Below are 11,916 nucleotides of genomic sequence, written 5' to 3'. Positions count from 1 at the left end.
CGCTTCAATGTCCCGATGCGGCGACCCGCATCACCATGCGCTGCCCTGGCGCGGTGTGCACCTGGTGGTAGCCCGACAGCATGGCATCGGCTTCCGCGCTGCCGGTATCGACATGCAGCAGCGCCGGATCCAGCGCGGCGAGCTTGCCCGCGCCGGTCACCACCATGATGCCGTCGCGCCCGACGCGGCGCAGCACGTCCGCGCTGATCTGCTGGTTGCCGCGGCCGAACAGGAAGCCCTGGCCGCCGGTGACGCTCGCAACGATGCCCGCGCCGCCCTCGCCGGCGCGGTCGAGCAGGCGCAGCAACTGGCTCTCATTGGCGTCGAGCGCTATCGGCCGCCCGCCGAGCGCCACATCGACGCCGAGCAGCGTGCCATCGAAGCCCATGGCGCGCTTGATGCGCCGGGTCGTGGTGCCGCAGGCGAGGATCATCAGCCGCTCCGCCGGCCATTCGCGCACGATGCGGCGCGCCAGCGCGTCCAGCGCGGCCTCGTCATCCGTGCGCGCGCCGGCCTTACAGGCCTGGAGGAAGCCACGCTCATGCGGCACGCGCGCCAGGCCGAACAGGCGCGCGGCGATCCGGCCTTCGCGCAGCGCCGCCTCGTCGAGGTCCATCACCTCTGCCTCGCGCAGCGTGACGCCGGCGGCGTCGCCGAGGAAGTGCGCGGCAAGGCGGCCGGCGGCGCCTGGCGAGGTGCCGAACACCGCGGAATGCATCTTCACCCCCGTCGGCACGCCGAGGATCGGCCGCGATGTCCCGACCACGCCGGCAACGTCGCGCGCAGTGCCGTCGCCACCGGCGAAGAGGATGAGGTCCACGTCCTCCTGCAGCAGCCGTTCGGCCGCGGCCGCGGTGTCCGCACCGGTGCCCTGTGGCTGGGGCAGGCCGTGCAGGACGCGGCCCTGCAGGCCGGCGGCCGCCAGCGCGGTTTCGCCCATCGCGCCGGGCGGCGCGACCAGATCGAACGTGCCGAGCGGCACCATCGCCGCCAGCGCGAGGGCGCAGCGTTCCGCGGCGTTGGGCACGGCGCCGAGTTCACGCGCGCGGCGCAAGATATCCGGCCCATCGGTACCCTTGAGGCCGACGCGCCCGCCCATGCCCGCGATGGGGTTCACGATGATGCCGACGCGCCGCACCGAATCCCGACCGCCCTCTCATTTTGTGCGGAGGCCGAACGCCTGACCGCGCTGCGCGCATCCTACGCCAGCCCCGGACCGAGGCAAATGGGAACTACCGAGCGTCGGCCGTCACCTCGGCCCCTTGGGCGATGTCGCGCAGCGCCACCGGCTTTGCCGGGGCGCGGGGCGCGAGATACGCCTCCTCGGTTGGTTGCCCGCCCTGCGCGGCGGCCACCGCGGCGGCGAGGAGCGGCGCGCAGTAGCGCCCCTGGCATCGCCCCATGCCACAGCGCGTCGCGCGCTTGGCGGCGCCGGAATCGGCCGCGGCGGCGATTGCCGCTTCCAGGCTGCCACGCGTGACGCCCTCACAGCGGCAGATGGGCGTGTCGCCCTCCGCCAGCTGCCAGCCGGGATCGGGCGCGCGGTAGAGCGACCAGAGCGCCGCCTGGAAGCGCCGCGCGCGCGCCAGCTCCTGCCGAACCCGCCGCAACGCCGCCTCGTCCGGCGCGTGGCCGAGATCGGCGGCGGCGACGGCGCCGGCGATATGGCCCTCGGCCGCTGCGACGCGCGCCCCGCCGAGGCCGGCGCCGTCGCCGACCACGAAGACCTGGTCGAGGCTGCTGCGGCCGGTTTCGTCTCGCGTGGTGACCAGCATGCGGCGCTGTGCGTCCCAATGCTGCGCACAGCCCAGCGCGCGGGCAAGTTCATTCTGTGGCTGGAAGCCGTAGCCGCAGCAGAGCGCATCGGCTTCGAAGATACGCTCGCTGCCGGGAACCGGCACGCCGGCGGCATCGATGCGCATCAGCGTGACGCGGGCAAGCGCACCCTCGCCTTCCGCGCGCCGCACGAGGTGGCGGTGCAGCACCGGCACGCCGGCGCGCAGCAGCCGCAGCCGGTCCCGCAGGCCGCGCGCGAGCAGTCCCGGCGCGCTGCGCGCCATTGCCAGAAGCGCCGCCGGATCGCGCGGCGGCGGCGCGGCTTCGGCAAGCGCCACCACCTCGATCCCCGCTTCCAGCAGTTCCACGGCGAGTTGCAGGTTCAGCGGCCCGTTGCCGGCGATCACCACGCGGCGCCCCGGCGCGACGCGCCAGGCGCGCGCCAGCGTCTGGCCGGCACCGGTCGTCATCACCCCGGGCAGCGTCCAGCCGGGGAAGGGCAGCGCGCGCTCATGCGCGCCGGTCGCCAGGATCACGCGCCGCGGCGCGAGGAAGCGCGTGCCGCCGCTTGGCATGCCGATTGCGATCTCGTCCGGCGCGAAGGCACCCCAGACCGCGGCGCCGGCCAGGATCTCGGCACCGCTCGCGCGCACGCGCTCGGCCAGCGCCAGGCCGGCGCGCGCCTGCGCGTCCTGCGGCGAAACCGGGCGGTGCGCCTTGGCAAGCGGCTTGAAATACTGCCCGCCCAGACTGCCGCGCTCATCCACCAGCGTGACGCGCGCGCCGGCCGCGCGGGCGGCGAGCGTGGCGTGCAATCCGGCGGGGCCGGCGCCGATCACCAGGATGTCGCATGGCGTGGCGGGACCCGGCGTCGGTGCGGGCACGGCCGTGGCGCAGGGCATCGGATGCGCGACCTGCGCCGTCACGCGCTGGCCAGCGCGCACCTCCGTCATGCAGGCGCGGCGGTTGGGCTCGTCATCAACGGTGACCAGGCATTCCTGGCAGACGCCCATGCCGCACCAGATGCCGCGCATCCCGCCCTGCGCGGAATGGCGGAAGCTGCGATGGCCTGCGGCAATCAGTGCCGCGGCGATGGTCTCCCCCGCGAAGGCCTCGATCGGCGCGCCCTCGAAGCGGAAGGCGAGGGGCGCGCCCTGCGGCGCCTTGCCGCGCCCCGCGATCCGCATGCCCTACTCGGCCGCGCGCGGCAGTGCTGCTTCCCGGGCAAGCTGGTTGGCGCGCTCGATGATCGGCTTCAGCCGCGCCACGCGCTCCCGCCCCTCCTGTCCCAGCGAGGCGAAGGTGGTCAGCGGCGGGCGCACATCGCCGACCGGGTAGCCCATGATCGCCGCCAGCGCCTTGGAGTAGCATTGATGGCCATAGGTCGGGTGGCCCTCGGCGATGATGTGCTCGATCTCGGTGATGCAGCGCTGGATGCGCTTCGCCTCCGCCACGCGGCCGGCGGCCAGCAGCTCGCAGATGCGCGTCGATGGCGCCGGCATGTAGTTGCCGAAAGGGTTCACATAGCCGACCGCGCCGAGCGCGTAGCTTTCCACGATGCGCTCGCCGGCGAAGACGTTCATCACGCCCTCCGTCGCCTCGATGATGTCGTAGACACGCGCGACATCCTGGCTGGCTTCCTTGATGTAGCGGACGTTCGGGAAGTCCCGCGTCAGCCGCGCCACCAGCTTCGCCGACATGTCCACGTTCGAGGTGAACGGGTTGTTGTAGAGCATGATCGGGATGGACACGGCCTCGCTGATCGCCTTGTAGTAGCCGTGGATCTCGTCCTCGGTCGGCGAGTAGTAATAGGGCGGGATGATCATCAGCCCGTCGGCGCCCAGCCGCTCCGCTTCCCTGCTGTAGCGCACGGCGTTCGGCGTATGCGCATTGGCAGTACCGACCAGCACGTCGGCGCGGCCCTTGCAATGCGCGACCGTCGCTTCGACGAGTTGCGTGCGCTCGGCATCGGTCACCGTCAGGAACTCACCGGTGGTGCCGAGAATGATGAAGCCCGGCGCGCCTTCGCCGATCTGCCAGTCCAGGAAGCGCTGCAACGCGGGCACGTCGATCGCCGAACCGTCCTCGGTGAAGGGCGTGACGATGACGGAATAGGAGCCGCGGAACTGCTTCGGCATGGCGGGGACCTCGTCCTGGACCGGGGCGCGGAGGTTACAGGGCACCCATCCCGGTGTAAACGGATCGGCCCGGAGGGCGACATTCGTGCGCATGGCGAACGCGACCGACGTTCTGGTGGTGGGCGGTGGCATCGTCGGCTGCGCGCTCGCCTGGATGCTGGCGCGCGAGGGCGTGGCCGTCACCCTCATTGAACGCCGCGCGATCGCTTCCGGCGCCTCGGGCGCCAATGCGGGCAGCCTGCATGCGCAGATCCCCCACGAGCCCTTCCTCGGCAAGGGCGAGGACTGGGCGCGCAACTACGCGCCGACCCTCGGGCTGCTGGCGGCCTCCATCACGCTTTGGCGCGGATGGCCGGAGGAACTGGCGACCGACCTCGACCTCTCCACCCCGGGCGGGCTGCTGGTCGCGGAGACCGAATCGCAGCTCGCCGACATCGCCCGCAAGGCGGCGATCGAATGCGAGGCCGGCGTGGCGGTAGAGCTGCTGGATGCGGCGGGGATCCGCCGAATCGCGCCTTATGTCTCTTCGCGGGTGATCGGCGGGTTGTTCTGCCCCGCCGAGGGCAAGGCGAATCCACTGGTGACCACGCCGGCGCTCGCGCGCGCCGCAACGGCGGCGGGGGCGCGGTTGCTGGCGCCGGCCGGACTGCGCCACCTCGCACGCGTGGCCGGCGGCTTCCGGGCGGCGACCGAGGCCGGCGACATCACCGCCGCGCGGGTGGTCAACGCCGCCGGGGCGGAGGCCGCGCGCGTCTCCGCCATGCTTGGCCTCGAGCTGCCGATCGAGGCACACCCGATCCAGGTGAACGTGACCGAACCCGCCGCGCCGCTGATCCGGCACCTGGTCTATCACGCGGTGGAGCGGCTGAGCCTGAAGCAGGCGCGCAACGGCGGCGTGCTGATCGGCGGCGGCTGGCCCTCTCGCATCCGCGCCGATGGGCGCTTGGTGCCCGATCCGCGCAGCATGGCGGAGAACATCGCGGTGGCCATCGCGGCGGTGCCGGCGATCGCCGACCTCAGGCTGCTGCGCACCTGGCCGGCCATCGTCAACGGCACCGATGACTGGCTGCCGATCCTCGGCGAGGCGGCGGGGGTGCCCGGCTTCTTCCACGCCATCTTCCCCTGGATGGGCTTCACCGGCGCCCCCGTCACCGCGCGGATCACCGCGGACCTGCTGCTCGGCCGAGCGCCGGGCCACGACCTCGCGCCGTTCCGGGCGGACCGCTTCGCCCGTTCGCCCCGCGAACATGACCCCCCGTTGCGAACCGCCGCGCAGGATGCCTAGTCTCTCGCCAGGGCGGATGGGGGCGAGAACGGCTTGCGGGCGATGTTGTGGCTGGTGGACCGGCTCAACCTGCTGCTGACCTATGGCATCGGCCTGCTGCTGGCGGTGATGACGGTGGCCGTCTTCACCCAGGTGATGGTGCGCTTCGTGCTGACCGCCGCGGGCGTGAACCTTTCCGCCGCCTGGACCGAGGAGGTCGCGCGCTACGTGCTGATCTGGATCGTGTTCATCGGTGCGGGAATCGGCTGCCGGAAGCGGCAGCTGATCTCGCTGGAATTCGTGGTCCGCGCACTGCCTTCCCTGGCGGGACAGGGCGCCGTGTATCTCGGGCTGCTGATCTGCCTCGGCTTCTTCGGCCTGCTGATCTCCGTCGGCCTTGCCTTCATGGATCTCGGCGCGGTCGAGACTAGCCCGGTGATGCAGATCCCGAAGGCCTGGGTCTATGCCGCCATGCCGGCCGGCGCCGCGCTGATGATCCTGAACACCGCCGCGCTGATGGCCGAGACGCTGACGCAGCGGCGGGACATCCGCACCGTCGGCGCCACCACGGAGGGCGTGGAATAGACCATGGCCGGCGCCCTCCTCCTGCTGGCCGTCCTGTTCGTCGGCGGGTTGCCGATCGCGCTTGCGTTGGGCATCGCGCCGCTGCCGACCATGCTCGGCCTCGGTATCCCGCTGATCGCCATCCCGCAGGTGGTGTTCGAAAGCCTGGACAGCTTCGCGCTGATGGCGCTGCCGCTCTATGTGCTCGCCGGACGGCTGATGCAGGTGGGCGGCATCGCGCAGCGCCTGGTGGGCTTCGCCATCGCGGTGGTCGGCGTGCTGCCGGGCGGGCTGGCGGCGGCCGTGGTGCTCACATCGATGCTGTTCGCCACCATCAGCGGCAGTTCCGCCGCCACGGCCGCGGCAATCGGCGGCGTGCTGATCCCGGAGATGGAACGCCAGCGCTATCCGCGGCCCTATTCCGCCGCGGTCGTCGCCTCCTCCGGCGAGCTCGGCGTCATCATCCCGCCCTCGGTCCCGATGGTGATCTATGCGGTGCTGACCGGCGTCTCCATCACCGACCTGTTCATCGCCGGCGCCCTGCCCGGGCTGATGATCGGCCTGTCGCTGATGCTGACCGCAAGCCTGATGGCGCTGGCCGCCGGCCATGGGGAGCGGATCCGCCCGAGCGCCGGCCACTACGCGGCCAACCTGTTCGTGCAGTTCCGCCGCGCCTTCCTCTCGCTGCTGATGCCGGTGATCATCCTGGGCGGCATCTATGGCGGCATCTTCACGCCGACCGAGGCGGCGGTGGTGGCGGTGGTCTATGCGCTCTTCCTCGGCCTGTTCGTCTACCGGGAAATCCGGCTGCGCGAAGTGCCGAAGATATTCGCCGACGCCGCACTGACCTCCTCGGTCGTGATGATCATCGTCGGCTTCGCCGCGATGTTCGGCTATGCGCTGCAGTTGCTGCAGGCGCCACAGCAGATCGCGGCGATGCTCTCCGGCGTGTCCTCCGATCCGGTCGTCTTCCTGCTGCTGGTCAACCTGTTCCTGCTCGTCGTCGGCATGTTCATGGAGACCTTCGCCGCCATCATCATCCTGGCGCCGATCCTGGCGCCTGTCGCACAGTCCTTCGGGATCGACCCGGTGCATTTCGGGCTGATCGTCATCGTCAACCTCGCCGTCGGCATGGTGACGCCGCCGGTCGGCGTGAACCTGTTCGTCGCCTGCGGCATCGCGCGGATCAGCATGGAGCAGCTGATGCGGCCGCTGCTGGTGTTCCTCGGCGTGCTGCTGCTGAACCTCGCGATCATCACCTACGTGCCCGCGCTGAGCCTGGCGCTGGTTCGCTAGAGCAAACCAGGGAGAGGAGACCCACCGAATGACCACCATCACCCGCCGCGGCCTCGGGCTTGCCACCGCCGGCCTCGCGCTCGCCGCACCGGGCGTGGCGCGCGCGCAGGCCATCACCATGAACCTCGGCCATGTGCTGAGCGCCACCAGCGCCTATCAGGTGATCTTCGAGCGCTTCAAGGAATTAGCGGCGCAGCGCACCAACGGCCGCGTCACCGTCAACATCCAGGGCGGCGGCGCCGCGGGCAATGAGGGCCGCCTGATCCAGTCGCTGCGCACCGGCGTGATCGACGGCGCCTTCGTCGGCGGCTCCTCGCTGGAGACGGTGGTGCGCGACTACCGCGTGCTCTCGCTGCCCTACGTTTTCGACGATCACCCGCAGGCCAACCGCGTGCTGCAGGGCCCGGTCGGCGAGGAGATGCTCGGCCTGCTCGAGCCTCTCGGCATGATGGGCCTCGGCTTCGGCGCGATCTTCGAGCGCAACATCGCCGGCCGTCGCCCGATCCGCACGCCGGCCGACCTGCAGGGCCTGAAGATCCGCGTGCTGCAGACGCCGGGCTTCGTCGAGGCCTATCGCGTGCTCGGCACCCAGGCGACGCCGATGGCCTATGGCGAGGTCTTCCTCGCACTGCAGAACGGCGTGGTGGATGCGCTGGAGATCTCGTCGGACGCGGTGGTCGCCGACCGCTTCGTGGAGGTGATCCAGCACTACGCCCTGACCAAGGTGCACCAGTCCACCACGGTGTTCGCCGTCAGCGGCGCGCGCTTCCGGGCGCTGCCGGCCGATGTGCAGGCGACGCTGCGCACCGCCGCGAAGGAGGCGATCCGCCACGGCCTCGGCAAGCATGACGAACTGAACGTCGCCGGCCTGGCCACCGTGCGCGCGCGCGGCATCACCGTGCACGAGCCGGACCTCGAGCCCTTCAAGGTCATCGCGCGCCGCAGCTACGATGCGATCCTCGCCGAGGCGCCGAACGGCCGCGCCTGGGTGGAGAAGATCAACGCAGCGAAAGGCCGCGCCTGAGGCGAGCACACGGCGCGGGCCACCTGGCCCGCGCCGCGGACCACGGGAGGATAGGCGTGCAGCTGGCAGGGAAGACCGTTCTCGTCACCGGCGCCTCGAAGGGCATCGGCGCGGAGATCGCGCGAGCGGTCGGCGCGGCGGGCGCGACGGTGCTCGCGCATTGCCGTGCCGATCATGCCGGTGCTGAAGCCGCGCTCGCGGCGGTGCCGGCCGATCGACAGCATATCCTCACCGCCGACCAGGCCGAGCCGCGCGCGATGGACGGGCTCTGGCAGCAGGCGCTCGCCCTCGTGCCGCGCATAGATGTCGTCGTGCTGAACGCCGCGGTGTTTCTCAACACGGGCGGCATCGAAGACGGGCTGGAGGCCTGGGACCACGCCTGGGAGACGCAGTGGCGGGTCAATGTCGCGGCACCCACACGGCTGATGAAGCATGCGGTCAACCATTTCGTCGCACAGGGTGGTGGCGTGCTGGTCACCATGTCCTCCTGGGCGGCGCAGCGCGGCTCGGGCAGCCAGGCGACCATTGCCTATGCCGCGAGCAAGGCCGCGGTGAAGGCGGCGGCGCAGACCGTGGCGCGGCACTACGCCAAGGCCGGCGTGCTCTCCTACATCGTGGCACCCGGGGTGGTGCGCACGCAGATGAGCGTGGACGCGGCAGCCGTCGCCGGCGGGGAGGAGAGGGTCACCGCCGGTCTGACGATGGGTGAATGGGTGCCGCCGCAGGAACTGGGGGAGCTGGTCGCCTTCCTGGCGACGGGCCGTATCCGCCACCTGACCGGCGCGACCATCGACGTGAACGGCGCCTCCTACCTGCGCTGAGGCGCGACCGGCAAGGCAGCGCGGCGGATAAGCGCAGTCAGGCGCGCAGCGAGAGCTGCTGGCCGGCCAGCGCGATGACGCCCTCGACCCCGCCGGAGTTGGCGAACAGCGCCGCCACGCCGCTCGCGGCCGTATCCGCCGGCTGCAGCTGCGCGACATAGCGCTGCGCCAGCCGCGCCACCTCCCGCGGGTCCTGCAACTGCGCCAGGTCGAGCCGGCGTGTCAGCGTGTCGCGCTGCTGTTCGAAGGAGAGCAGGCCGAATTGCTGCGGCAGGCCGAGCGCGCCCCGCACCACCTCGGTCAGCGCGCGGTCGGCCATCAGGCCGCCGATGGTCGTCACGCTGCTGGCCATGCGGCGGAAATACAGCGCCTCCCGCAGGCCCGGATTGGCATCGCCCATCGCCTTCTCGTAGCGATTGACCATGGATTGCGAGATGACGCGCTCGACCAGGCCCGCATCGGCCAGCGGCCGGCGTGCCTCGGCGACCGGCTCCTCTGCCACAAGCCGGGGCGCGGCGGCCAGCGTCGCCCGCCCAAGCTCCCCGATGGCGTCGAGCTGTGGTGCGGTGAAGGCCGCCGCCTGCCCGGCAGTGAAGGCCTCGAGCTGCTCGGGCCGCAGCGCGGAGACCTGCGCCACGCTCATCAGCTCGATCTGCTGCGGCGTCAGCGCGCGCAGCTGCGACTCGCCAAGCGTGGCCAGGTCGGCCGGCTCGATCGCCCAGATCTGCGCCGGGGTCATTCCGCGCAGCTGTGCCGGCGTCAGCGCCGCAACCTGATCGGCGGTCATCGCGGTCACGTCGCCGAGGTCCATGCCGAACAGCGCATCCGGCGAGATCGCGGCGATCTGCTCCGGCGACAGCGCAGCGACCTGCTCCGCTTCCAGCGCCTGCACCTGGAGGAAGCCCAGCCCCGCCATGCTGTTGAGCGGCAGCGCCCGGAGCTGTTCGGTGGTCTGCGCCGCAACCTGCTCCGGCGTCAGCGCCACGGCGCGGCGTGCGGCGAAGGCGTTGGCCAGCTCGCGCCAGCGCGGATCGGCCATGCGGTTCGCGAGGCTGCGCTCGTCGGCCGGATCCTCGGTGAGCACCTTGCGCAGCATCGCTGTCTTGTTGATCTCGGGCTCAAGCTGGAAAGCCTCGAGGACCATGGTCAGCGCGCGGCGATCCTTCAGCAACGCCTCGACGTCGGTGATGCGGCCCGCCGCCTCGCGCAGGCGTTCGGCATCGGCGGCGTTGTCGCGCCGTGCCGCGAAGCGGGCCTGGAGCGCCGCGCCCTGACGCTCGGCCACCGCAAGGGCGGAGGCAGCGCCGAGGCCGGCCAGCATGTCAGGCCGCGCCGACGACGAAGGCAGGCGCCGTTGCGGCGGTAACGACCTGCGCCTCCAGCCCCGCGATCATGTCGCGGTGCAATTCGATCAGCGGTGCAAGACCGCCGGCGTCATCCAGCCGGGCCGCCGCCTCACGCTGCGCCCACAGGCCGAGTGAGATGAGCTGGCCCTTGAGATCGGCCGGCAATGCGTTGCCCGGCAGCATCAGGTCGGCCAGCAAAAGCGACCAGAGCTGGTGAGTCTTGTTCAGCGCCATGGCGCGCGCCGCCGTATCTCCGGCTGCGGCGAGCAGCCCGTTGACGTAGCGGAAGGCGCGCAGCTCGATGTCTCGCGGCGAGGCGGCGTTCTGCACGGCGGTGTAGCGGGCGAGGCTCATGCGACGAGGTTTTCCCCGGTGAAGGAAACGGCCGGGACGCGCGCTGCGCCCCGGCCGCCTTGTGGATCAGCGGAACAGGCTGAGCAGCGATTGGCTCTGCTGGTTCGCGATGGAGAGCGACTGCGTTGCCAGCTGCTGCTTGGTCTGCAGGCTGGTCAGCCGCGCCGATTCCTCGGCGAGGTCGGCATCCACCAGCGCGCCGAGGCCTTCCTTGATCGAGTCGTTCAGCTGCGCGGTGAAGTTCTGCAGGCCTTCCACCTGGCGCAGGTTGGCGCCGAGGTTGGAAAGCCGCGTGCCCATCAGGTCGATGGCGCCTTCGACCGCGGTGATCGCCTCGGTGCCGCCGGGCACCACGCCCGCGGTGGCACCGGTTACGGAGGTGGTCAGCGCCGTGGCGGCGCCGCTGATGACCAGCTGGCCCTGATTGTTCAGCGTCGCGTTAACGCCGTTCTGCTGCATCGTGGTGATCAGGTTGGAGACCATCGTCAGCGGGCTGTCGGTGCCGGTGAACTGCACGTCGAACACATCCGTCGTCGCATCCGGCTGCGAGGTCAGCGGCGCCGAGCCGTCATTGAACTCGAAGACGAGGTCGCGGCCACCGATCGTCACCGTCACGTTCTCGCCCAGTGCCGGCGCCAGCGTGTTGTCGAAGGTCAGCTGGCGTGCACCGGTCGTGGCCGTCAGCTGGTCGATGCCGAGGCCGGCGACGGTGCTGTTGGTGCCGGTCACGTTGGTGGTCGTACCGTTGATGTCACGCACGATGTTCAGGTTGGTGCCGGTCACGCCGGGCACGCCACCGACGCCCGCGGTCAGCAGGTTCACGCCGTTGAAGGTGGCGGAGCGCGCGAAGGCGTCGATGTTCTGCAGCGCGTTGGTGATCTGGTTGTTGATCTGGGTGATGTCGAGGCCCTGCTGCTGGCCCTGGGTCACCGTCTGCTTCAGCGTCGCCAGCTCGTTCGAGATGTTGGTCGCCGCGTCGCGCGCCACGGTTAGTGCCGACTTGCCGAAGGCCAGGCTGTCCTTCACCGCCATCATGCCCTTCAGGTCGGCACGCATGTTCTGCGAGATCGAGAACACCGCGGGGTCGTCGTTGGCGCGGCTGATGCGCAGTCCGGTCTCGATCCGCTGCTGGGTCTTGCCCATGTCCTGGCTGATCGTGGTCAAGGAACGAACGGCCGCCATCGCGGCGGCATTGGTGTTGACGGAGGACATGGTCCCCATCTCCCTGGTCCAGAGTCCGCGACGGGTTGGGCATCTTGCCGCCCGATCACGGTATCCGGCGGGCCTTGCCGCACCGGGGCCGGTCCCCGAAGCTCGGGGACCGGAACGACAT

General features: G+C 71.0%; 11 protein-coding genes. 5 read left to right on the top strand and 6 right to left on the bottom strand.

What is annotated here, in order from left to right; translation table 11 throughout:
* Positions 1 to 4: 4 nt before the first annotated feature.
* From ACESM1_RS04000 to ACESM1_RS03990, 3 genes are all read right to left on the bottom strand, one after another.
* Positions 5 to 1,138 carry an ATP-NAD kinase family protein gene (locus tag ACESM1_RS04000; RefSeq protein ID WP_372617947.1) on the bottom strand — a complete coding sequence of 378 codons (1,134 nt, stop codon included), beginning with the start codon at positions 1,136 to 1,138 and terminating at the stop codon, positions 5 to 7.
* Positions 1,139 to 1,232: 94 nt separating this feature from the next.
* The gene (locus ACESM1_RS03995; RefSeq protein ID WP_372617945.1) at positions 1,233 to 2,963 is read right to left on the bottom strand and encodes an FAD-dependent oxidoreductase; all 1,731 of its coding nucleotides are present in this window, start codon (positions 2,961 to 2,963) and stop codon (positions 1,233 to 1,235) included.
* A 3-nt stretch (positions 2,964 to 2,966) separates the two neighbouring features.
* Positions 2,967 to 3,914 (bottom strand): dihydrodipicolinate synthase family protein, encoded by a 948-nt coding sequence (locus ACESM1_RS03990; RefSeq protein ID WP_372617943.1) that lies wholly within the window; start codon positions 3,912 to 3,914, stop codon positions 2,967 to 2,969.
* A gap of 91 nt (positions 3,915 to 4,005) precedes the next feature.
* Between ACESM1_RS03990 and ACESM1_RS03985 the strand changes: the two genes are divergently transcribed.
* The 5 genes from ACESM1_RS03985 to ACESM1_RS03965 are packed head-to-tail and all read left to right on the top strand — an operon-like array spanning position 4,006 to position 8,883.
* Positions 4,006 to 5,199, top strand: coding sequence for an NAD(P)/FAD-dependent oxidoreductase (locus tag ACESM1_RS03985; RefSeq protein WP_372617941.1), 1,194 nt, complete (start codon positions 4,006 to 4,008; stop codon positions 5,197 to 5,199).
* Positions 5,200 to 5,241: 42 nt separating this feature from the next.
* Positions 5,242 to 5,763 carry a TRAP transporter small permease gene (locus tag ACESM1_RS03980; protein WP_372618556.1) on the top strand — a complete coding sequence of 174 codons (522 nt, stop codon included), beginning with the start codon at positions 5,242 to 5,244 and terminating at the stop codon, positions 5,761 to 5,763.
* 3 nt (positions 5,764 to 5,766) lie between these two features.
* Positions 5,767 to 7,038, top strand: a complete 1,272-nt coding sequence (locus tag ACESM1_RS03975) for a TRAP transporter large permease (RefSeq protein WP_372617939.1) — start codon at positions 5,767 to 5,769, stop codon at positions 7,036 to 7,038.
* Positions 7,039 to 7,066: 28 nt separating this feature from the next.
* Complete coding sequence (locus tag ACESM1_RS03970; RefSeq protein WP_372617937.1) at positions 7,067 to 8,062, top strand: TRAP transporter substrate-binding protein; 996 nt, start codon at positions 7,067 to 7,069, stop codon at positions 8,060 to 8,062.
* 56 nt (positions 8,063 to 8,118) lie between these two features.
* Positions 8,119 to 8,883, top strand: a complete 765-nt coding sequence (locus ACESM1_RS03965) for an SDR family NAD(P)-dependent oxidoreductase (protein WP_372617935.1) — start codon at positions 8,119 to 8,121, stop codon at positions 8,881 to 8,883.
* Between the two features lie 37 nt (positions 8,884 to 8,920).
* Here the strand turns inward: ACESM1_RS03965 and ACESM1_RS03960 are convergent, their stop codons facing one another.
* From ACESM1_RS03960 to ACESM1_RS03950, 3 genes are all read right to left on the bottom strand, one after another.
* The gene (locus ACESM1_RS03960; protein ID WP_372617933.1) at positions 8,921 to 10,204 is read right to left on the bottom strand and encodes a DUF1217 domain-containing protein; all 1,284 of its coding nucleotides are present in this window, start codon (positions 10,202 to 10,204) and stop codon (positions 8,921 to 8,923) included.
* A gap of 1 nt (position 10,205) precedes the next feature.
* The gene (locus tag ACESM1_RS03955) at positions 10,206 to 10,583 is read right to left on the bottom strand and encodes a flagellar biosynthesis regulator FlaF (protein ID WP_372617931.1); all 378 of its coding nucleotides are present in this window, start codon (positions 10,581 to 10,583) and stop codon (positions 10,206 to 10,208) included.
* A gap of 66 nt (positions 10,584 to 10,649) precedes the next feature.
* The gene (locus ACESM1_RS03950; RefSeq protein ID WP_372617929.1) at positions 10,650 to 11,795 is read right to left on the bottom strand and encodes a flagellin; all 1,146 of its coding nucleotides are present in this window, start codon (positions 11,793 to 11,795) and stop codon (positions 10,650 to 10,652) included.
* Between the last annotated feature and the right edge of the window lie 121 nt (positions 11,796 to 11,916).

The organism is Falsiroseomonas sp., assembly GCF_041690465.1.
Classification (GTDB): domain Bacteria; phylum Pseudomonadota; class Alphaproteobacteria; order Acetobacterales; family Acetobacteraceae; genus Falsiroseomonas.
Note: the sequence above shows the minus strand (reverse complement) of the source record. Positions and strands in the feature narration are given on the sequence as shown.